Source organism: [Clostridium] colinum (genome assembly GCF_940677205.1).
GTDB classification, from domain to species: Bacteria; Bacillota; Clostridia; order Lachnospirales; family CAG-274; genus Tyzzerella; species Tyzzerella colina.
Genome location: NZ_OW712331.1, coordinates 1,975,307 through 1,997,515, shown reverse-complemented (window position 1 = coordinate 1,997,515; position 22,209 = coordinate 1,975,307). Strand labels below are relative to the sequence as shown.

25 protein-coding genes are annotated in these 22,209 nt (G+C 24.8%); 16 read left to right on the top strand and 9 right to left on the bottom strand.

Going from position 1 to position 22,209, the window contains the following annotated elements:
* Window positions 1-9: 9 nt before the first annotated feature.
* From NBW53_RS09855 to NBW53_RS09845, 3 genes are all read right to left on the bottom strand, one after another.
* Window positions 10-276, bottom strand: coding sequence for an AtpZ/AtpI family protein (locus tag NBW53_RS09855; RefSeq protein ID WP_250278063.1), 267 nt, complete (start codon window positions 274-276; stop codon window positions 10-12).
* 66 nt (window positions 277-342) lie between these two features.
* Window positions 343-1,491 (bottom strand): non-hydrolyzing UDP-N-acetylglucosamine 2-epimerase, encoded by a 1,149-nt coding sequence (gene wecB, locus NBW53_RS09850; RefSeq protein WP_250278062.1) that lies wholly within the window; start codon window positions 1,489-1,491, stop codon window positions 343-345.
* A gap of 26 nt (window positions 1,492-1,517) precedes the next feature.
* Complete coding sequence (locus NBW53_RS09845) at window positions 1,518-2,270, bottom strand: tRNA threonylcarbamoyladenosine dehydratase (RefSeq protein WP_250279035.1); 753 nt, start codon at window positions 2,268-2,270, stop codon at window positions 1,518-1,520.
* Window positions 2,271-2,427: 157 nt separating this feature from the next.
* Here NBW53_RS09845 and NBW53_RS09840 point away from each other — a divergent pair, with 157 nt between their 5' ends.
* From NBW53_RS09840 to NBW53_RS09830, 3 genes are all read left to right on the top strand, one after another.
* A complete protein-coding gene (locus NBW53_RS09840) occupies window positions 2,428-3,636 on the top strand; it encodes a CCA tRNA nucleotidyltransferase (RefSeq protein ID WP_250278061.1) in 1,209 nt (402 codons plus the stop codon).
* Complete coding sequence (locus NBW53_RS09835; RefSeq protein WP_250278060.1) at window positions 3,633-4,379, top strand: SDR family NAD(P)-dependent oxidoreductase; 747 nt, start codon at window positions 3,633-3,635, stop codon at window positions 4,377-4,379. Before NBW53_RS09840 ends, NBW53_RS09835 begins: the two co-directional genes overlap by 4 nt.
* Window positions 4,380-4,559: 180 nt before the next feature.
* Window positions 4,560-4,808, top strand: a complete 249-nt coding sequence (locus NBW53_RS09830; protein WP_250278059.1) for a TIGR03905 family TSCPD domain-containing protein — start codon at window positions 4,560-4,562, stop codon at window positions 4,806-4,808.
* Between the two features lie 204 nt (window positions 4,809-5,012).
* Here NBW53_RS09830 and murC read toward each other — a convergent pair whose 3' ends face one another.
* Complete coding sequence (murC, locus tag NBW53_RS09825; protein WP_250278058.1) at window positions 5,013-6,392, bottom strand: UDP-N-acetylmuramate--L-alanine ligase; 1,380 nt, start codon at window positions 6,390-6,392, stop codon at window positions 5,013-5,015.
* 465 nt (window positions 6,393-6,857) lie between these two features.
* On the opposite strand from murC, the gene spoVG reads away from it, so the two are divergent.
* The 3 genes from spoVG (at window position 6,858) to NBW53_RS09810 (ending at window position 9,608) form a co-directional block, all read left to right on the top strand.
* Window positions 6,858-7,151 (top strand): septation regulator SpoVG, encoded by a 294-nt coding sequence (spoVG, locus tag NBW53_RS09820; protein ID WP_250278057.1) that lies wholly within the window; start codon window positions 6,858-6,860, stop codon window positions 7,149-7,151.
* Window positions 7,152-7,312: 161 nt separating this feature from the next.
* Window positions 7,313-8,593 carry a GTPase HflX gene (gene hflX / locus NBW53_RS09815; RefSeq protein ID WP_330651613.1) on the top strand — a complete coding sequence of 427 codons (1,281 nt, stop codon included), beginning with the start codon at window positions 7,313-7,315 and terminating at the stop codon, window positions 8,591-8,593.
* A gap of 37 nt (window positions 8,594-8,630) precedes the next feature.
* On the top strand, window positions 8,631-9,608 hold the full coding sequence (locus NBW53_RS09810; protein ID WP_250278056.1) for a hypothetical protein: 978 nt from the start codon (window positions 8,631-8,633) through the stop codon (window positions 9,606-9,608).
* Between the two features lie 42 nt (window positions 9,609-9,650).
* Here the strand turns inward: NBW53_RS09810 and yyaC are convergent, their stop codons facing one another.
* Window positions 9,651-10,223 carry a spore protease YyaC gene (gene yyaC / locus NBW53_RS09805; protein WP_250278055.1) on the bottom strand — a complete coding sequence of 191 codons (573 nt, stop codon included), beginning with the start codon at window positions 10,221-10,223 and terminating at the stop codon, window positions 9,651-9,653.
* Between the two features lie 314 nt (window positions 10,224-10,537).
* Here yyaC and NBW53_RS09800 point away from each other — a divergent pair, with 314 nt between their 5' ends.
* Both NBW53_RS09800 and NBW53_RS09795 read left to right on the top strand, forming a co-directional pair.
* A complete protein-coding gene (locus NBW53_RS09800) occupies window positions 10,538-11,749 on the top strand; it encodes a LysM peptidoglycan-binding domain-containing protein (RefSeq protein ID WP_250278054.1) in 1,212 nt (403 codons plus the stop codon).
* Between the two features lie 49 nt (window positions 11,750-11,798).
* The gene (locus NBW53_RS09795) at window positions 11,799-12,470 is read left to right on the top strand and encodes an ATP-binding protein (RefSeq protein ID WP_250278053.1); all 672 of its coding nucleotides are present in this window, start codon (window positions 11,799-11,801) and stop codon (window positions 12,468-12,470) included.
* Here the strand turns inward: NBW53_RS09795 and NBW53_RS09790 are convergent.
* Window positions 12,467-12,877, bottom strand: coding sequence for a hypothetical protein (locus tag NBW53_RS09790; protein WP_250278052.1), 411 nt, complete (start codon window positions 12,875-12,877; stop codon window positions 12,467-12,469). The genes NBW53_RS09795 and NBW53_RS09790 overlap by 4 nt on opposite strands.
* 167 nt (window positions 12,878-13,044) lie before the next feature.
* On the opposite strand from NBW53_RS09790, the gene NBW53_RS09785 reads away from it, so the two are divergent.
* Both NBW53_RS09785 and spo0A read left to right on the top strand, forming a co-directional pair.
* Window positions 13,045-13,509 carry a CYTH domain-containing protein gene (locus NBW53_RS09785; protein WP_250278051.1) on the top strand — a complete coding sequence of 155 codons (465 nt, stop codon included), beginning with the start codon at window positions 13,045-13,047 and terminating at the stop codon, window positions 13,507-13,509.
* Window positions 13,510-13,537: 28 nt separating this feature from the next.
* Window positions 13,538-14,317, top strand: coding sequence for a sporulation transcription factor Spo0A (spo0A, locus tag NBW53_RS09780; protein WP_250278050.1), 780 nt, complete (start codon window positions 13,538-13,540; stop codon window positions 14,315-14,317).
* Window positions 14,318-14,560: 243 nt separating this feature from the next.
* On the opposite strand, the gene NBW53_RS09775 is transcribed toward spo0A, so the two are convergent.
* A complete protein-coding gene (locus NBW53_RS09775) occupies window positions 14,561-15,109 on the bottom strand; it encodes an NADH peroxidase (RefSeq protein WP_250278049.1) in 549 nt (182 codons plus the stop codon).
* Window positions 15,110-15,727: 618 nt separating this feature from the next.
* Between NBW53_RS09775 and NBW53_RS09770 the strand changes: the two genes are divergently transcribed.
* Window positions 15,728-15,937 (top strand): hypothetical protein, encoded by a 210-nt coding sequence (locus NBW53_RS09770; protein ID WP_250278048.1) that lies wholly within the window; start codon window positions 15,728-15,730, stop codon window positions 15,935-15,937.
* A 62-nt stretch (window positions 15,938-15,999) separates the two neighbouring features.
* Here NBW53_RS09770 and NBW53_RS09765 read toward each other — a convergent pair whose 3' ends face one another.
* Window positions 16,000-17,343 carry a TldD/PmbA family protein gene (locus tag NBW53_RS09765; protein ID WP_250278047.1) on the bottom strand — a complete coding sequence of 448 codons (1,344 nt, stop codon included), beginning with the start codon at window positions 17,341-17,343 and terminating at the stop codon, window positions 16,000-16,002.
* 4 nt (window positions 17,344-17,347) lie between these two features.
* Window positions 17,348-18,736, bottom strand: coding sequence for a TldD/PmbA family protein (locus NBW53_RS09760; protein ID WP_250278046.1), 1,389 nt, complete (start codon window positions 18,734-18,736; stop codon window positions 17,348-17,350).
* Between the two features lie 440 nt (window positions 18,737-19,176).
* Between NBW53_RS09760 and NBW53_RS09755 the strand changes: the two genes are divergently transcribed.
* From NBW53_RS09755 to NBW53_RS09735, 5 genes are all read left to right on the top strand, one after another.
* The gene (locus NBW53_RS09755) at window positions 19,177-19,347 is read left to right on the top strand and encodes a DUF362 domain-containing protein (protein WP_250278045.1); all 171 of its coding nucleotides are present in this window, start codon (window positions 19,177-19,179) and stop codon (window positions 19,345-19,347) included.
* A 273-nt stretch (window positions 19,348-19,620) separates the two neighbouring features.
* Window positions 19,621-19,830: a hypothetical protein gene (locus tag NBW53_RS09750; protein WP_250278044.1), complete on the top strand. Its 210-nt coding sequence runs from the start codon at window positions 19,621-19,623 to the stop codon at window positions 19,828-19,830.
* 61 nt (window positions 19,831-19,891) lie between these two features.
* Window positions 19,892-20,245: a Spx/MgsR family RNA polymerase-binding regulatory protein gene (locus tag NBW53_RS09745; RefSeq protein ID WP_250278043.1), complete on the top strand. Its 354-nt coding sequence runs from the start codon at window positions 19,892-19,894 to the stop codon at window positions 20,243-20,245.
* Between the two features lie 14 nt (window positions 20,246-20,259).
* Complete coding sequence (locus NBW53_RS09740; protein WP_250278042.1) at window positions 20,260-21,501, top strand: aminopeptidase P family protein; 1,242 nt, start codon at window positions 20,260-20,262, stop codon at window positions 21,499-21,501.
* 3 nt (window positions 21,502-21,504) lie between these two features.
* Window positions 21,505-22,209 (top strand): DUF2161 family putative PD-(D/E)XK-type phosphodiesterase, encoded by a 705-nt coding sequence (locus NBW53_RS09735; RefSeq protein ID WP_250278041.1) that lies wholly within the window; start codon window positions 21,505-21,507, stop codon window positions 22,207-22,209.

Here is a 22,209-nt window from a genome sequence, read left to right as displayed (position 1 = left end):
CCTAAAATATTAATTTTTATTTTTAATATTTTCATATTCTAAATCACGTTTAGACTGTTCTTTTTTTTCTTCTTTTTTATAGTCTAACATAACCATAACGTAAAGATTTCTAAAGGCAGCACCAATTCCTAAAAGTGTGAATATAGCTAAGAAAATAATATCTGTACCTAGTTTTTTATCAAGCCATTTTCCTATAAAAAAACACATACCAATAGTTACAATCATAGTTATACCAACTTGAGTAAGCTTAGATAAAGCTTTTGCAAAGCTATTCATAGCACGGCCTCCTTATATTTAATATAATATATATTATATATTAATTTGACTAAAAAATCTATATTTTTATATAAAATTTTCAGGTTTTTTGTCTAATTTGCCAAAATAATATAAAATAGCATCTACAATTCGTTTTGAAGCAAAGCCATCTCCAAAAGGATTTTTAGCATTTACCATAGCTTTATAAACATTTTCATTGTTTAAAAGCTCTGTAGCTAAAGATATAATTTTATCTTCTTCTGTTCCTGCTAGCTTTAAAACACCAGAAGCTACCCCTTCAGGGCGTTCGGTAACATTTCTTAAAACTAAAACAGGTTTTTTAAGAGAAGGTACTTCTTCTTGTAACCCACCAGAATCTGTCATAACCATATAAGATTTAGCTATAAGATTATGCATATCTGTCATATCTATTGGGTCTATAAGATGTATACGAGCTTTATTTCCTAATATACGATTAGCTACTTCTCTAACAAGAGGATTAAAGTGTACAGCATATACAACTTCTATATCGTTATTATTTTCTACAAGTTTTAATATAGCATTACAAATATTTTCTAAAGGTTTTCCTAAATTTTCTCGTCTATGAGCAGTCATTGTTATAATTTTTTTGTTATTATAATCTATATGGTTAAGAGCATCACAAGAAAATTTATAATCTTTAACAACAGTAGTTTTAACACAATCTACGGAAGTATTACCAGTTATAAATATATTATCTTCGTTTATATTTTCTTTTAATAAGTTTTCTTTAGAAAGACTTGTTGGGGCAAAGTGTAAATCGGCCATAGACCCTGTTAGCTTTCTGTTCATCTCTTCAGGAAAAGGTTCATATTTATTATAAGTTCTAAGTCCGGCTTCTACGTGGCCTATTTTTATTTTTTTATAAAAAGCAGACAATGAGCCAACAAAAGTAGTTGTAGTATCACCGTGGACTAAAATAATATCTGGTTTAGATTTATCTAGTATGTCTTCTAACCCTTTAAGAGCATTTATTGTAATACCAGTAAGGGTTTGGTTTTGAGTCATTATGTTAAGGTCATAGTCTGGTTTTATATTAAAAATATTTAAAACTTGGTCTAACATTTCTCTGTGTTGGGCAGTAACACAAACTTCCTGTTGTATTTGCTCATATTTTTCCATTTCTTTTATAATAGGAGCCATTTTTATAGCTTCTGGACGTGTACCAAAAATACTTAAAACTTTAATTTTTTGCATATTTTACCTCTTTTTATTTTATATTTTTAATGTTTGTTTGTATCTTTTAAAATATCATTTATTACTTGGCTAGCGATAATAAGACCAGCAACAGAAGGTACAAAAGATATGCTACCAGGAGTTTCTCTTCTTTTGTTTGTATCTCTAAATTCACTTGTGCTTTTAGCATTTTCTGTATTGATAGGAGCAGGTTTAATAGGTTTTTCTGTAGAATATACAACCTTTAATTTTTTTATACCACGTCTTTTTAGCTCATATCTCATAACTTTTGCTAAAGGGCAAACAGAAGTACTATATATGTCTGAAACAAGAAATTTTGTAGGGTCTAGCTTGTTTCCAGTGCCCATAGATGAAATAATAGGTACATTAAGCCTTGTAGCTTCTTGGGCTAATAATATTTTTGATGATATAGTATCTATTGCATCTACTACGTAATCATATTTAGATAAATCTATTTGTCCCATAGTATCTTTTATATAAAAAATTTTAGAAGATGTAACGTTTGCTTCGGGGTTAATATCTAATATACGTTGTTTTACAACTTCAATTTTATCTTTACCTATTGTACTATGTGTAGCTATAAGCTGTCTGTTGATGTTTGTTATAGATATAGTGTCATCATCTACTATATGTATGTTGTTAACGCCACAACGAGCTATTGCCTCTACACAAAAAGAGCCAACGCCACCTAATCCAAATATTATAACTTTACTATTTTTTAATTTTTCTATACTATTTTTTCCAATTAATATTTCTGTTCTTGTAAGTGTATTCATTATTGTCATCCAATCTATTTAATTTTTTATATTATTTTAACACTTTTTAATAAATTTGTCTAATATTTATTACTTATTAATGATATAACAATAAAAAATACTAGACTAAATATTAATATATGGTATCATATTATTAAAATAATTAAAAAGGAGGGATTTTGTGCAAATTCCTAAACAAGTTATATATATAATGGAACAGCTTGAAAAAAATGGATTTGAAAGTTTTATAGTAGGAGGATGTGTTAGAGATTATGTTTTAGGATTTTCACCAAAAGATTTTGACATAACAACAGATGCAATGCCACTAGATATAAAAAATATATTTGAACATACGATAGATACGGGTATAGAACACGGGACAGTTACGATAGTTTTGGATAGGCAAAATTTTGAGGTAACAACATATAGGATAGATGGAGAATATAAAGATAATAGACGCCCAGAAAATGTTGTGTTTACAAAAAAAATAGATGAAGATTTAAGCCGACGTGATTTTACAATGAATGCTATAGCTTATAATGTAAAAAAAGGCTTTGTAGACCCTTTTGGTGGTAGAGAAGATATAAAAAATAAAATTATAAAAGGTGTAGGAGATGCCGATAAGAGATTTAAAGAAGATGCGCTTAGAATGATGAGAGGTGTTAGGTTTTCTGCACAACTTGGGTTTGATATAGAAGAAAAAACTTTTTTAGCTATTAAAAAAAACAATAATTTAATAGAAAATATTAGTATAGAAAGAACAAGAGATGAGTTTTTAAAGCTTATAAAGTCAGATTATATAGAAAAACTGGAACTTCTTAAACAAACTAACTTATATAAATACTTTATACCAGAGATAGAACCAATTTTTGATAACTATAAAAAAAATATATTTATATTAAAAAAATTATCTAAAAATTTAAGGCTTGCATTTTTATTAAGTCATTTAGATGAAAATACTGGAGAAAATATTTTAAAAAGGTTAAAAATGGATAATAAAACTATAAAAGAAATAAAAACTATATTACGCTATTTTAACTATAATTTTGTAGATGATAGGATAGAAACAAGAAAAATAATGTCTGTTATAGAGCCAGATTTATTTAAAAACATATTAGAAATAAAATTTTGTACAAGCCTTATAGAAAATGATTTAATACAATGTAAAAAATATGATAACATATATGATGAGATAGATGAAACTATAAGGAAAAATCACTGTTTTTCTTTAAAAACTCTTGCTATAACAGGAAATGATTTAAAACAAATAGGCATAACAGATGGAAAAAAGATAGGAGATAGTTTAAAAAAGGCTTTAAATATAGTTTTGGAAGAGCCTAATAAAAATGATAAAGACTTTTTGTTAAAATATATAGGTGATAACATATGAAAAAAGCTTTAATAACAGGAGCTAGTGAGGGTATAGGCAAAGATATGGCTATCATACTATCAAATATTGGTTATCATATAATAGTTGTAGCTAGAAACAAAGAAAAAATGGAACAAGCTTTTAAAAATATAAAAAGTTGTACTATAATAGGTATGGATTTATCTATAATAGAAAATTGCTATAATCTTTATGATATTTTAAAAGATGAAGATATAGATATATTAATAAATAATGCAGGGTATGGAATATTTGGAGAATTTTTAAATACAAGTTTAGATGATGAACTTAATATGATAGATTTAAATATAAAATGTTTGCATATTTTAACAAAACTATTTTTAAAAGATATGGTAAAAAAAGATAGAGGATATATATTAAATGTAGGGTCAATAGGTAGCTTTTTTGCTAGCCCTTTGTTATCATCTTATTATGGTAGCAAAGCCTATGTATTAAATTTAAGCATTGCAATACAAGGAGAATTAAAAAAGAATAAATCAAATGTATATATAGGTGTGTTTTGCCCTGCTACTATAAATACAAATTTCCATAAAAAAGCAGGTGCAAAAGCAAAAGTAATAGGCTTAGATAGCTACAAAGTATCTAAATATGCTATTGATAGTATGTTTAAGAAAAAATCTATTATAATACCTAGCTATGCAAGAATTTTACCTTTTTTTATAAATATAATACCTAGAAAAATAATGTTAAAAATTTCATATAAAATACAATCAAAAAAACAATGAGTAATTTAGCATAAAGGCAAAATATTTTGGGACTAATTTTTTAACATTATTAATTAAAAAATAATATTGTTATTTTTTTTAAAGATTGTGGACTTTATCTATAATATAAATTAAAATTATTGCATTTTGAAAATTAAACTGATATACTCATGTGGATAATTAATTTTAAGGAGTGATATTGTGAATAACTTTAACACAAAAGGTGTATGTGCAAAAAATATTGAATTTGAAGTAGAAGGAGACATTGTAAGAAGCGTAAAATTTAACGGTGGTTGTAGCGGTAACCTTAAAGGTATAGCAAGCCTTGTAGAAGGCTTAAAGGTAGAAGATGTTATTAAAAAATTAGATGGCTTAACTTGTGGAAACAAAGATACATCTTGTCCAGACCAATTAGCAAAAGCTTTAAAAGAGGTAGTTTTCAACAAATAATACACATATATGTTGAAAACTTTGAACAAGGGTAAAAATAGTTCAATAAAAATATAAAAAATAGAAAAAAACAAGTAAAAAACCTTAAAAATTAAAGGGATTTCACTTGTTTTTTTATTTTGAAAAAAACAAACTAATGTTCGTAAAGTTATAGTTATATACATTATAAATGTTGAAAAAAATGTTGATAATGTTGAAAACTGCTTAAGATAGTAACATTTCTCCTAGTAAATAAACATTTCCAGCACCCATAGTTATCAACATATCATTATGTTGACAATTTTTTTCAATGTAATTTTTTCCACATTCAAAATTTTCTATATATATAGCATCTTTTCCTAGTTCTTTAATTTTATTAACTAAATCTTTAGAGTGTATTTCTCCTGTGTCTTTTTCTCTAGCAGAATATATATCTGTAATTAAAATATTATCTACATTTAAAAGAGATTTAGCAAAATCGTCTAAAAGAGCTTTTGTTCTAGTATAAGTATGTGGCTGAAAAACGCACCAAAGTTTGTTTATATTTTGGGCTTTAGCAGCATTTATTGTAGCTAAAATTTCTGTTGGATGATGTGCATAATCATCTATTATTTTAACACCTTTAAATGTGCCTTTATATTGAAAACGTCTATTTGTACCTTTAAAGTTATTAAGACCTTTTTCTATACTGTCTTTGTCTATATTATAAAAATGGGCTAAAGCACACACAGAAAGGGAGTTATAAACATTATGAAGACCTACAACATTTAGTTTTATATCATACATAAAAGTGTCTTTATAGTAAGCCTTGTAGCTTCCACAGCCAAATTCATCAAAGATAATTTCTTTAGCTTGCCACATACTATCTTTATTTTGTCCATATGTTATAACATTACATTTTAAATTATCTGTAATTTTTTCATAATCTTCTATATCAGAATTTATAACAAGACAAGCATCTTCTTTTATTAACATTGCAAATTTTTTAAAACTATCATATATTTGCTCTATATTTTTAAAATAATCTAAATGGTCTTCATCTATATTTAAAATAATAGCAGAATGAGGGTTAAATTTTAAAAATGTATCACAATATTCACAAGTTTCTAAAACAAGATAATCTTTTTTACCAACTTTAAAATTACTATTTATAGAAGATAATATACCTCCTATAGATATTGTAGGGTCTTTTTTAGCTTGTAAAAAAACTTCAGATGTCATAGAAGATGTAGTTGTTTTTCCGTGAGTACCTGCTATACAAATAGGATATTTATATGCCTTCATTAGCTCTCCTAAAAATGTAGAACGCTCTAACATTTTTAGCCCAAGGCTTTTAGCTTTTATAAACTCTGGATTATCTTCTTTTATAGCTGCAGTATATACAACTAAATCTATATCTGGTGTAATATTATTTTCATTTTGACCTATATATACAGTAACACCTTTTTTAACAAGATTTTCTGTAAGTTCAGAATGATTATTGTCTGAGCCTAATACGGTGTATCCACCTTCAGATAAAAGTATTTCACAAAGACCAGACATACTTACGCCACCTATCCCTATAAAATATATTTTTTTGTAGGGAAAAATATTTTTTATATTCATATTAAACTATCTCCTAACATATGAATTCATTTTATATAATTATATACTATATATAAAAAATATATTATATTTAAGTATATTATATATAGATTAGTATATTTTATCAACTATGTCATTTAATTTTTAATATTATTACCAAAATTAGAAATTTATATATAAATTATATTGAAAGTATATAATATAAAAATTATTTTCATTTATAAATAAAATTTGTATATTTTTAACAAAATAAATGATATTTAACATATAAATATAAAAAAAATATAAAAAAAATAAAAAGAAACATTGATTTTTATATAAAATAGTTATATAATGTAAATATAAAATAAAGGTTTTACTTATTTTTTGTTAGTACCAAAATAAAAGTATTAGAAATAGGATAAAGTAGAACCATTTTCCTAAGCACTTTAGGCCTTTTGCCTTTAGTATACATTTTAATTCTACTTTATAGGAGGAGATTTGTCTATGAACATTACAGACGTAAGAATTAGAAAAGTTAACCAAGAAGGAAAAATGAAAGCTATAGTATCTATTACTATCGATGACGCATTTGTTATACATGATATTAAAGTAATAGAGGGTGAAAATGGATTATTTATAGCTATGCCAAGTAGAAGAAGTAATAGTGGAGATTTTAAAGATATAGCACATCCTATAAATTCTAACACTAGAGATATGGTACAAAATGCAATCTTATCTAAATATGAACAAGCTCTTTTAGAAGAAGAAAGTATGCAAGAAAGTGCAGTTGCACAATAATTAAATATATATTATGTACATATTAAAAGGCTGTAGACTTTGTCTACAGCCTTAGTTAATTATAAAACTATTTATTTGTATATTTAAATATATGTAGTAAAACAATATTATATGTGGTATAATGATAAATATTAGTTTTAGTATAGTTAGAAGGTGGACTTATGATGGACAAAAACCAAACAAAAACGTATGAAACAAAAGATATAGAAGAAAAAGTAGTATTAATAGGCATAGATAATGAAAAAGACTTAATGAGCATAGATGATAGCTTAGATGAACTAGAAGAGCTTGTACAAACGGCAGGTGCTACTGTTATAGGACGAATGATACAAAAAAGAGAAGGCATACACAAAGCTCATTATTTTGGTAAAGGAAAAATAGAAGAGCTAAAATTATACGTAGAAGAGCTTGGAGCAACTGGTATTGTATGTGATGATGAACTTACAGCTAGCCAAATGAAAAATATGTATAATATGCTAAATGTTAAAATAATGAATAGAACTTTAGTTATATTAGATATATTTGCTAAAAGAGCTAATTCGGCAGAAGGCAAAGTGCAAGTAGAATTAGCTCAACTTAGATATAAACTAACTCATCTTGTAGGACAAGGTAAAAATATGAGCCGATTAGGCGGTGGTATAGGTACTAGAGGTCCAGGTGAAAAAAAACTAGAGATAGATAGAAGAAATATATCTGATAGAATAGCAGAGCTTAATAAAGAACTTAAATGTATAGAAAAACACAGACAGGTTATGAGGGAAAAAAGGCTTAAAAATAACCAACCAATAGTTGCATTTGTTGGATATACAAACGCTGGTAAATCTACCCTTATGAATACTGTTACAAAATCTAATGTATTAGCTATGGACAAGCTTTTTGCAACACTTGATACAACAACAAGGAAAATAGAGCTTAATTCTGGCAGAGAATATCTTTTTACAGACACAGTAGGGTTTATACAAAAACTTCCTCATAACCTTATTAAAGCATTTAGAGCGACATTAGAAGAAACAAAATATGCAGATATTTTAGTACATGTTGTAGATAGCTCTAATAAGGCTTTAGAACAACAAATGAATATAGTTTATAAAACATTAAAAGATTTAGGCTGTTTAAACAAGCCAATAATTACGGCTTATAATAAGATAGATAAAGAGAGTGTTATAAGACCTTTACCTAAAGATGATTTTGCTATGCATATATTAGAAATATCGGCTAAAGAGAATAAAGGTATAGACATTCTTTTGGATACCATAGAAGAAGTTATTAAAAGCTTTAAAAAATCTATAAGTGTGTTAATACCATATGAAAAATCTCAATATGTTAGTATAATTCACGGTAGATGTGAAATTGTACAAAATGAAAACAGAGATAATGGTATGTTTTTTGAAATATATGCGGATGAAGAAATAGAAAATAGACTTAAAGATTTTATTATTTAAAATAAAAAAATAATTATATTATAAAAAGGGTGATTTTATGAAAATTAGATTAATAATAATTAGTGCTATTTTATGTTTAACTTTTGTTGGTTGTGGTAAAAAAAATGTTGATAATACAACTCAAATGGAAGAAACACAAGAAATAGAACAAATAGAGCAAGAAGAAGAAAATTTAGATATAAATATATTTACAAAAAATAATACTATAGAATATAAATTATTTGTAAGTGAAGACGATAATTTTGAAAATGATATATCTTATATGGAAATGCCATATGATTTTATATCTAGGATAGAAGAAGGAAGTATTATTACAATACCTTATGATGAAGAAATAAGATTAGACTTTAACAATAATTTGCCAAAAGATAAAAAAGTAGAATTTTCAAAAATTTTTATAAATAAAAATGGAGAAACTGATATAGAAAATTTACAACCATTACAAATAAATGAAAATGGATTTGCAGATTTTAAACATACGTATGATAAAAACAATAACGAGATAGAAGGCGTTATATATGAAATTACTTCTAAAGGAAAAGAAGATAAATTTTATAGATATTGTTTTGCAATTAAAATAGATAATCAACCAGTAAAAGAGAATAATATAAAAACTGTAACAGGATATTTATCACCTGAAGAGCAAAAAACATATGAATTATATAAACAAGCTAAAGAACAAAAATCTTTAGTTAATTTAGAACCTATAACAATATCTAAGTTTTATGCTCAAGCTATTATGGAAAAAGACTATGATTTAGCTTATAGTTTTTATAACCAAGATAGTAATGTTCCAAAAAAAGATGAATTTATAAAAATAATGCAAAATTTAGATGAAAATACTAAACAACAATATGTAGATAATATGAAGTCTGTATCAAGTGGTAAGTTTATAAAAGAAAATGAACAAAAAGGCTATATAGAATATGAACTTAATGCTGACCATCTTATGGCTATTGATGTCGTAAAAGATAGTAATGAAATTTGGAAGATAGCGTATTTACCTATACAATAATAAAAAGCTAGAGAAATTTTTCTCTAGCTTTTTATTATTGATTTATATCATACTTATGCAGTGCCATATTCCAGAAGATATAATATCTGCCATATTCATAACACCAGAAAGCCTTGTATTTTGCAAAACAGAAAAATCTAGCATACCAGTTTTATTTACTATACCTTTTATATAAATATCGCCAACAGAAGGCAAGTTTTTATTTATACCGGCTCCAGGTTTTATACTACCTTCGCCTAAGCTTATATAGTTAATATATTCTTTATCACCTAAAGAAGCATCTATGGCTATTAAAATAGGATTTTTATGAGTTGAATAAATATTTTTTATAGTTTCTTTTAAATTTTTAGCATGAACAGGGCTATCTAGTGTTCCGTATATAAATATATTATTTTTTAATGGAAGCTTTGAAAGTTTGTATCCAACCAAAGGCCCTAAGCTATCTCCAGTTGTTCTATCAGATCCTATACATAAAAATATTATAGTTTTTAGATTATTTTTGTAATTTTTTAATATATTAAAAAAATAATGTTTAAATTCTAATAATGCAAATTCAGATTTAGAATTTACATAACAAGATAAATTTTTATTATTATTGTGCAAAATATTATTCAATTTTTATATCTCCTTAAAATTTTGTGTAAATTTTTAATATTTTGATGATAATAGTATATATTTTTTCAAAAAAATAATAAAATATACACTAAAATAATTAATTTAAGGATTAAAATAATTTAGAAAAAATGTCATTAAATTATAAAAAACAATAAAAAATGTAAATCACTATTAAAAGTTGTAAAAAAATAATTATAAATAGGGATAAAAAAATCTTGACTGTTGACAATTTTTTCCATAAAATGTAAATAGTATGTGGTAATATTTTCATAAATCAACAAAACTTATAATTATATGTCTAAGGAGAGTTATTTATGAATAAAGAAGATAATACTATTAGTTTACCTAAAAACATAAAACAAATGGGTAATATTGATGATAGTCTTAAAATATATATGGAAGATTATGTTTTTACCTATTTGCAACAGTATTCAAAATGTTCAAAAGGAGAAGAGAGAATTGCTATTTTAGTAGGTGATACATATACTATTGATAATAACGATGTTCTTTTTATAAATGGGGCTATAAAAGGAAAACATACAATAAATGAAGATGGTATGGTAAAATTAAGCAAGCAATCTTTTGAATATATTGAAGAGCAGATAAATAAATATTTTACTAATAGTAAAATTGTGGGGTGGTTTTATTCTCAACCGGGGTTTTCAGATTATATAAATGAAGGGTATATAAATTATCATAAAGAGACTTTTAAAGAAAAAAATCAAGTATTTTTTTTAAGTGATCCACTGGAAAATATTGGAGGTTTTTATAAATTTTTTGACAACAATTTTGAAAGTATTAATGGATTTATAATATACTATGAAAAAAATGAAGCAATGAGTGAGTATATGTTAAATAATAAACCTAATAATACTAAATTATATGAAGAAAAATTCAAGGCTAAAGATGAAAAGTTAATTAGCCTTAGTAGAGAAAGAAATAGAAGTAAAGAGTTAAGTACTATAAAAGAATATAAAAAAATGTCTAATATTTTTGGATCTTTAAGTGCTGTTTTATTTCTTATTTGTTTTATAATGGGGGCTGGGCTTATACAAAGTGATGATAAAATATCTGAGCTAGAAAAAAGGCTTGCTAAATTAGATGAAAGTTACAGATATATATTAAGCCAAATAAAAGATGACAATGTTCAAAGTGTATTTGCTCAAAATAATGCAAACTATAAAGAGCAAATAACAGAGCAAACAACACAACAGACAGAACAAACAACTTATATGCCAAACACAACAACTATTTCACATACTACACAACAAACTACCCTGTCTACAACTGAGACTACAAGGGTTTCTACAACTAACATTATTACGGATACAACAACAGAAACTACTACTAAGCCAGTTATTAACAGAGAAAACCTTAAAAAATATGAGGTAAAAGAAGGTGATAGTTTAGAATTAATAAGTAAAAAGTTTTATGGTAATAGGGGGAAAATAGAAGAAATAATGGACATAAATCAAATTGATAATCCAGATAAGATTTATGTTGGTATGATTCTATTGTTACCATAAAATTATAAGGTAGATAATAGGGAAACTGGGAATTATGGAGGATTAGGTTTTGTATTTTTATGAAAGTAATTTAACAAAAGATATAACAATAGCTTTAGCTCACGAGGTTAAAAATCCAGTATCACTTATAAAAGCTAATATAGAATTATTAGAGCTTGAAAGTGCATTAGATAATTATAAAAAGAATGTTAACGTTATAAAAAATGAACTTAATAAAATATCTGAAATAGTATCAGATTTTATGTTATATTGTAGTCAATACTATGATAAAAAAGAAGAGAAGGTAAATATAATTTATCTAATAGAGGAATATATAGAAAAATTTAATATTTATAATCATATAAAGTTTTCTATAAATTGTTTTGAGAATATAGAAAATATGAATGTTATATCAGATTATTCTAAAATTTCTATGATATTATCAAATGTTTATAAAAATTGTATTGAATCTATTTCAGATAAAGAAGGGTTTATACAAACAAATATTTATACTGAAGATAATAAAATTATAGTAGATATTATAGATAATGGTAAGGGTATAGAAAGTAGTATTTTAGAAAAAATATACGAACCATTTTTTACAAGCAAAAAAGGTGGAAGTGGTTTAGGAATACCTATCTGCATGAATGCTATGAAAAGTATTGATGGAAATTTTGAAATATTTAATAATCAAGACTTTGGATGTACAACTAGACTTACTTTTAAAATGTCAAATAATTAAAATTGCTTTTCATAATAATTTCTAATATTATTGCAATTATTAAATGTTATAAAAAATTCTTTTTGTGTTTTACTTGTTGAAAGTAAATCTAAAAATGACAATATACATTTTTTATATAAAGTTTGCTTTATATACTTTATACTATTTAAGTTAAAGCTATTTAAACCACTTTCTAATAAGCTATAAAACTCTATATTGTCATAAATATTTATAGGTATATATTTTTCTATTGATTTTATAAAATTTATAGACTTATATTTATACTTATTTTTACTATCTAAATAATCACAAAAAGCATTAATATTAATAAAATATATATTTTTAATTTTTTGATTATCAAAATTTAAAAGCATATATTTTAATATACATAAATTATATAAAAGTTCTTTTTTTGATATAATTTTCATAAAAACCTCACTAATATTTTAAAATTAATATAATATTAGTATATATAAAAAATAGTATAAAAAACTATAAAAATTATAGAAAAAATTTTATAAAATATATTTTATGTTAAAAATTGAAAAATATATTAGTATAAATTATAATTAAAAATAAAAAGAGGTGTAATATTATGAAAAATATAGAGATAGAAAGAAAATTTTTGTTAAAATATATGCCTAATTTAGAAAACTGTGAAACATATTATATAAAACAAGGATATATATGTACAAATCCAGTTTTAAGGATAAGACAAAAAAATGAAAAATATATATTCACTTTTAAAGGAAAGGGTGATATACAAAGAGAAGAAATAGAACAAGAAATAACCAAAGAAGAGTTTGAAAATCTTTGGCAAAAAATACAAGGACAACCTATTATAAAAACTAGATATATTATACCAATAGATAATAATTTAAAAGCAGAATTAGATATTTATGATGGGAATTTAAAAGGATTTAAAAATGTTGAGGTAGAATTTGATAGCATTGATGAGGCAAATAATTTTATTCCGCCAGATTGGTTTGGAGAAGACATTACTAAAAATGAAAAATATACTAATGCATATTTATCAAAAGTTTCTAATCTTAACAATTAAATATATTAAAGTATAGGAGGAAGTTGCTTTGAACCACGATAAAATAACCGTTTTAATAGCCGATGATAATAAAGATTTTTGTGATATTTTAAAAAATTATTTAGACAAACAACCAGATATAGAAGTTATAGATGTTGCCTTTGATGGTTTACAAGCATATAATAAAATATTAGAATTAAAACCAGATGTAGTTTTATTAGATGAAGTTATGCCTCATCTTGATGGAATTGGTGTTTTAGAAAAGTTACAAAATATAAAAGATTTAAAGACTATGTGTATTATGTTGACAGCAGTAACACAAGAAAGAGTTACTCAAAGAGCATTTTTTCTTGGAGCAAAACATTATATAGCAAAGCCTTTTGATATGGAATTATTAGTATCTAGGATAAAAGAAGTAAAAGAAAATACTAACTATAGCAAAAAAGAGAATAAAATAGGTATAAATTGTAATAGTTTAGATTTAGAAACTAGAGTTACAAATATTTTACACGAAATAGGAGTGCCAGCTCATATTAGAGGTTATCATTATATGAGAGAAGCAATTATAATGGCAATAGGTGATATAGATGTTTTAAATTATATAACAAAAGAATTATATCCATCTATAGCTAAAAAATGTAACACTACTCCTAGTAGAGTAGAAAGAGCAATAAGACACGCTATAGAAGTAGCTTGGAGCAGAGGTAGAATAGATGCTATAGATAGTCTTTTTGGATATACAATAAATAACCATAAAGGGAAACCTACAAATAGTGAGTTTATAGCACTTATAGCCGATAGATTAAGACTTGAGCTTAAAACAGGCTAATAATTTTAATATATTTAAATTTTAAAATGTTATTATTTTAACAATTAATATATTTTAAGTATAAATATATATTATAATGTTGTGTATAAATTTGTGATTTAATAAGGGCTTTTTAGCCCTTATTAAAAATACTGGTGATATTAGTCAAGTGTTTTAAAATTGGCTATAACGGTATTATAAAGTTGAAAAAATAAAAAATCCTACTTAATGAAAATTAAGTAGGATTTTTGTTATAATCTTTAATTACTTATTGAAATATCTGTTTAATAAACCTTCAAAAGCTCTACCGTGTCTAGCTTCATCTTTAGCCATTTCGTGTACTGTATCATGGATAGCATCAAGATTAAATTCTTTAGCTTTTTTAGCAAGTTCAAATTTACCAGCAGTAGCACCATTTTCAGCAGCAACACGAAGTTCTAAGTTTTTCTTAGTAGAATCTGTTACAACTTCACCAATTAATTCTGCAAATTTAGCAGCATGTTCAGCTTCTTCAAATGCAGCTTGTTGATAGTACATACCGATTTCTGGATAACCTTCTCTATGAGCAACTCTTGACATAGCAAGATACATACCAACTTCACAACATTCGCCTTCAAAGTTCATTTTAAGGCCTTCCATAATTTCTTCTGGACAACCTTGAGCTACACCAACAACGTGTTCACAAGCCCAAGATAATTCGCCAGCAGCTTGCTCTTTAAATTTAGAAGCAGGTGCTTTACAAGTAGGGCACATTTCTGGAGCCTCGTTACCTTCGTGAACATAACCGCAAATAGTACAAACAAATTTTTTCATAATAAAATCCTCCTTAAATAATAATTAAATCATAATTCTAATATACAAACTAAAAACAAATGTTATTAACTAATAACTATTATTAATTATAACAGATTATTTTTAAAAGTCAATACATTTTTTTAATAATTTTAAAATAATTTTTTTTAAGTGTCAAATACATATTATATATAAAAGTTTTATAATAAATATGATATAATATAAAATATATTATAAACTATAATAAAAAATAAATATTTAAATATTAATATATATGATATAAATTAAAAAGTTTATCTATATATATAATTTATTAACATACAAGAACTAAATTTATAAAATTAAGTGAGTTGAAAATTTATGAAATTAAATGATTTAAATATCATAAAATTTAAAATAAATAATAAATAAAAATATTTTATATGGTATAGAGATAAAGATGATGTAGAAAAAATAGTTATTTACAAAAGTAATATAAAATTTTTTGATTCCTTAGATAGTATAAAAATATTTATTAAAAATCATACTACAAACGATATAGATAATGTAGATATTGTTTTTTATGATATAGATTTAATAAAATTAGAGTTAGAAAATGGTATAATTAACACAACAAATATATTAGATTTTTGGAATATTATGATTGATATTTTAAAAAATCTTAATATTTCAATTAATGAAGATAAAGTGTATGATAAAATATATGATAAATTATTTTATGGAGAAAATTTACCATCAATTAATAAGTCTAGTAAAGAATATATACCTATCTTTACTAAAAATGAGAAAGAAATTTTATATAAGTTGATTATGGGATATATAAATTTATTAACTAAAAAGATAAGATAGTGCCATTGCACTATCTTATCTTTTTAGTTTTATACTATAAAATTTTAATATAATTAAAAGAATTATTCTCCAGATACACTAAGTGTGCCTACAAATATGCTAGGAGAGCCTACCCCATTTAAAGTAAATTTTAAATCGTTAGCTATGTCTTTTATGTTAAGAAGCATATCATAAAAGTTACCAGCTACTGTTATTTGTTCTACAGATTTTACTTTTTTACCATTTTCTATTAAATATCCATTAGATAAAATAGAAAAATCACCAGATATACTATTAACCCCAGCATGTAAGCCAGATATTTCTGTAATATATATACCATCTTTTAAGTCTTCTAGTAAGGTATCTAAAGGTTTATCACCATTTTTTATATAAAAGTTTGTAGTAGATATAGAAACTTTACCTTTATAACCATTTTTAAAGCCATTACCAGTAGATTTTACACCATCTTTTTTAGCTGTTTTTAAATTATATAGGTAAGTTTTTAATACGCCATTTTCTACAATAGTTTTATTATAACAAGCAACACCTTCAGAATCAAAGCTACTAGAACTATATCCATTTTCCATTAAAGGTTCGTCTAAAATAGTTATTTTATCATTTGCAATTTTTTGATTTAATTTATTTTTTAATAGAGAAAAGCCTTTTTGAACATTTTCGGCATAAAAGTTACCTAAAAAGCAAGACAATAAATCACTAAAACATTCATTTTCAAAAATTATATTATAGTTTTTAGATGGTAATGAAGTTGCATCTAGATAAGAGATAGCTTTTTTTGCGGCATTTTCTCCAATTAAAGTAGGGTTTATATCATTTATGTTAAAAGCACATATTATATCGATACCAGATTTTATAATATTATTTTCTTTTGCTAAAGCTCCTGCATAAGCCATAATATAGTTTTCTTTTTTATTAAGCTCAAGACCTTTTGTATTAGATATATAAACGTGGCTAAAAGATTTACCAACTATGCAATGGTTACAACTAATTATTCTATTATCATAGTTTAAAGTAGCTTTTTCTATTGCTAAAGCTTTTTCTATTAATGTATCTAAATCTATATTTTCTATTTCTTCATAAAAAGTTTTTACAGGGGTATATTGTTTATCTCCTATATATATTTCTTCTTTTTCCTCATCATTTATTATTTCAGAATTTTCTTTGGCGTATTGAATAAGTTTGTCTATAATACTTTCTGATAATTGTTCTGTATAAGAATAACCAACTTTATTATTATAAAAGCCTCTAAATGATAGACCACCACTTGTTGCATTATCAAATTTTTCTATTTCACCATTTAAAATACTTATTTTTTGGCTTTTGCCAGAATAATAATATATTTCACAATCTGTAAATCCATTTTCTAAAGCTTTTTTAAATAATTTTTCTTTAAAAATTTTTATATCCATACTTTTAGCTCCTTCCACCAACAGTTATTTTAGATACTCTAATCATAGGCTGACCAACACAAGTAGGTACAGACCCACTAGATGCACCACAGATACCTTCGGCGTGGCTTAAAGTATTAGATACCATATCTATATCTTTTAAAACTTCTTCTCCTTTACCTATTAAGGTTGCTCCTCTTACTGGTGTAGTTATTTTACCGTTTTCTATAAGATAAGCCTCTTGAACGTTAAAATTAAATTCGCCAGTTGCAGGATTTACAGAGCCACCACCCATATATTTTGCATATATACCTTTTTTGGTATTTTTTATAATATCTTCTTTTTTGTCATCACCGTTTGCAATAAAAGTATTTCTCATTCTAGGTACAGGAGCATATTTATAAGATTCTCTCCTACAAGAACCAGTAGATTTCATACCAATTTTTTCTCCGTAAAAATTATCAACAAGATAATTTTTTAAAATACCATTTTCTATTAAAACAGTTTTTTGAGTTTTTGTTCCCTCATCATCTATATTGATAGAGCCCCATTTGTTAGGGATAGTTCCATCATCTATTGCAGTTACTTTATCACTTGCTACTTTTTGTCCTATTTTTCCTGCAAATACACTATCTCCACGAGCTATTTTTATAGCCTCTAAGCCGTGGCCACAAGCTTCGTGAAATATAACTCCACCAAACCCATTATCTATAACAACAGGCATTTTACCACTAGGGCAAGGTTTTGCTTTTAACATAGTAACGGCAGAACGGCTAGCTTCTTTAGCTAAATCATTTAAATTTATAGTGTCATAAAATTCAAAGCCCATTAAAGCTCCAGGACGCATACTACCAGTTTGTTTTTCAGTTTCGTTAGATGCAATAGCATCAATAGAAAATCTTGTTCTTACTCTTCTATCTTCAGTAAAGAGACCTTTTGTATTTATAATACATACATCTTGTATAGAGTGCATATAAGATGAAATAGTTTCTGTTATTAGATTGTCATAGCAAAAAGCTGTGTCGCTAGCTTCTTTTAACATATCAACTATTTTAGTTTTTTTAATGGAAGTAGGTAATATTTTGGCTTTATGTATACCTATTTCCTTATAGTCTGTTTTATCAAAATTTAATATATTTATTTTTCTATTTGATTTTGTAGATTTTGCTACTTCAGAAGCCATTTTTAATAGGCTTTCACGGCTTAAATCATTAGTGTAGGCATAAATAGTTTTACCATTATAAAATAATCTAATGCCTAAGCCAAATTCTAAACCAGATAAAGAGCTATTAACTTTGCCGTTAACAAGAGAAATAGATGATTTGTCATTATTTTCTATAAAAATTTCAGCAAAATCTGCTCCTTTTGATGTAGCTTCTGTCAAAATTTCATTTGCAAGGTTTTTATCTATCATAATTTACCTCCTTAAAAGTTTTTGTAAATTTATTATATAGCATATAAATTTATATATCAATTATATGTTGGTAAAAATAGGAGTTAATAAAAATATTATTTTGGTATAAATTAATAAATATAAGTATTATTAATATAACTTATTAAAAAAACTTATATAATACTTTAATAAATATTAAATTTTATATTTTAAGTAATAAAAATACTTAATATTTCAAGTTTTTTATATTTTATAATGTGGATTTATACTATAATGAAAATTAAGTACTTATAAAAAATAATGTGGTTTATAATTAAAAATATACTTGATAAAATATAATATTTATTATAAAATGGTAATGTAAAATTTATTTTTACATTTTTTTGCTTTAATTTATAATTTTGCTAATACGAGTAGTATATGCAAATAGGTTTTAAAAAATATATTTAGGAGGGTTTATTATGGCATATTTTATTAATGATGATTGTATCAGCTGTGGTGCTTGTGCAGCAGAATGTCCAGTTAACGCAATTTCTGAAGGAGATACTAAATACGTAATCGATCCAGACATTTGTATAGACTGTGGCACTTGTTCAAGTGTTTGCCCAGTAGATGCACCTAACCCAGCTTAATGCTGTTATATGCTATGTGATATAAAAAAGGCTAAAGATTTTATCTTTAGCCTTTTTATTATTACAATTAAGGTATGACTTAATTTTGATAAATTTTAGGAATACCTGTTTTTGAATACGGAAGTATTCAAAAAATTGATTGTATATAAAATAACTTAACTAATAATATCTTAAATGTTAAATTTGTAGTGTAATTTAATTATTAAATATTTTTATAAGTTAGTTGTTGTTAATGATTATATAAATAAAAATAGAAAAACGAGTGAAATAAGTATGTATATTAATATTGGTTTTGAAGATGAAGATATCAAGATTTTAAGGAAAGAATTTGATATTAAAGAAAATGAATTTTATAATATTATCAATAATTTATGTGATGAAGATAAAAATTCTATTGAAAATTTGTTTTATATAGATTTTGATTTATTAAACCAACTAGTAAAAAAAGAAGGGCTATTTTTAAATAATGTTAAAAATTTTTAAGTTATGTAATTGATAAAATTAATTTTTAATTATATAATATTATAAAAAGGAGGTAATAGAAGTGAACAATTTATTTTTACAATACCCTAAATGTACTACTTGTAAAAAAGCTAAAAAATATTTACAAGATAATAATATAGATTTTATAGATAGAGATATAACAATAAATAACCCAACAAAAGAAGAGTTAACAAAGTGGTATAAAAAAAGTGGACTTGAGCTTAAAAAGTTTTTTAATACAAGTGGTGTTTTATATAGAGAAATGGGACTTAAAGATAAAATTAAAAATATGACAGAAGATGAAATGTTAGAGCTTTTATCAACAGATGGAAAGCTTGTGAAAAGACCTATATTTGTAAATGATGATACAGTTTTAGTAGGGTTTAAAGAAGAAAGCTATAAAACTTTAAAATAAAACGAGGTGTTGTTATGACAGATTTTTTTAAAAATAATCGTAAAAAAATAATAAACGCTTTAGAAGAAAACAGTATAGTAATTTTATTTGCAGGTAAGGCAAAACATAAAACTTGTGACCAGTTTTTCTCATTTGAGCCTAATAGAAATTTTTATTATATGACAGGCATAGATAAACCTCATCTTATATATATGGCAATAAAAAATGATAAAAATATAGAAGAAACTTTATTTATAGAAAGATATGATGAGCTTAAGGCAAAATGGGAAGGTAAAACTATTGATGAAGAAGAATCTAAAAATATATCTAGCATAGAAAATATAAAATATTTAGATGAATTTGAAAAAATATTTTATAATGCTATGTTTAAAAATAATATACAATATGTATATTTAGACTTAGAAAATAGATATTTAGAAAATGATAAAGAGGCATTTAGACAAGCCGAAATAATAAAACAAAGCTATCCATATGTTAGTATAAAAAATATTTATAACAATATAAGCTATTTTAGGCTTTTTAAGCAAAAAGAAGAAATAGAAAATATAAAAAAAGCAATATCTATAACAAAACAAGGAATAGAAAATATATGGAAAAATACATCTCCTAACATAATGGAATATGAACTGGAGGCTTGTTTTGATTATGAAATAAAAAGAAACAACTCTAAAGATAAAGCATTTAACACAATACTTGCTAGCGGTAGCAATGCAACTATATTACATTATGGAGAAAATAATGATAAAATAAATGACGGAGAACTTATCCTTATAGATTTAGGAGCAACTTATGGTTATTATAGCTCGGATATATCCAGAACATTTCCGGCTAATGGAAAATTTAGCGACAGACAAAAACAAATATATAATATAGTTTTAGAAGGTCAAAGAAAAGTTATAGAAGCTATAAAACCAGGTTTACCATTTAAAAGGCTTAATGAAATATTAATAGAACATTATGAAAAAGAGCTTGTAAAAATAGGGCTTATAAAAGATAAAAGTGAAATATCTAATTATTATTATCACGGTGTAAGCCATTATTTAGGACTAGACACACACGATGTATCACATAGCAGTGTAACAGAGCTTAAAGAAGGCATGGTTATAACAGTAGAACCAGGACTTTATATAGCTAAAGAGGGTATAGGCATAAGAATAGAAGATGATATACTTGTTACTAAAAATGGTTATGAAAATTTGTCTAAAGATATTATAAAAACAGTAGAAGAAATAGAAAATTTCTTTAAAAATCGTTAATATATGAAAGAAACAGAACTTTATAAACCTATAAAAGAATATCTTTTAAAAAATGGATACATTGTTCAAGCAGAAGTTAAAAACTGTGATATAGCTTGTTTATATGAAAACAAACTTATTGTTATAGAAATGAAAAAAAGCTTTAATTTAAAATTATTGTATCAAGCTATGGATAGAAAGGTATTTGCAGACAAAGTTTTTGTAGCTATTAATAGACCTAAAAATTTTAGAAAAAAAGAAACTAAACATATGTTAAAAATATTAAAGACTATGGATATAGGGCTTATAACAGTTGCATTAGATAGTCCTTTAAAAACAGTAGAAATAATATTAGAACCACAAGATAAAAAGATAAAAGCAAAAACAAGAAAAAGAACAGTAATTTTAAATGAAATAGGAAGACGAAATTTAGATATAAATATAGGTGGTAGTAGCAAAAAAGATAATATATTAACAGCTTATAGAGAGCAAACTATCTTTTTAGCTTGTGTTTTAAACAAAATAGAAAAAGCTAGCCCTTCTTATATAAAAAAACAATTTAATATACAAAATGCAAGTTATATTTTACAAAAAAATCATTATGGATATTTTAAACGAATAGAAAGAGGGGTTTATACTTTATCTAAAGAGGGTAAAGATATGTTAAATCAAAATAAGTTTAAAGAGGCTATATTATATTACACTAAGGAGGTGGATAAATTTGTTTAA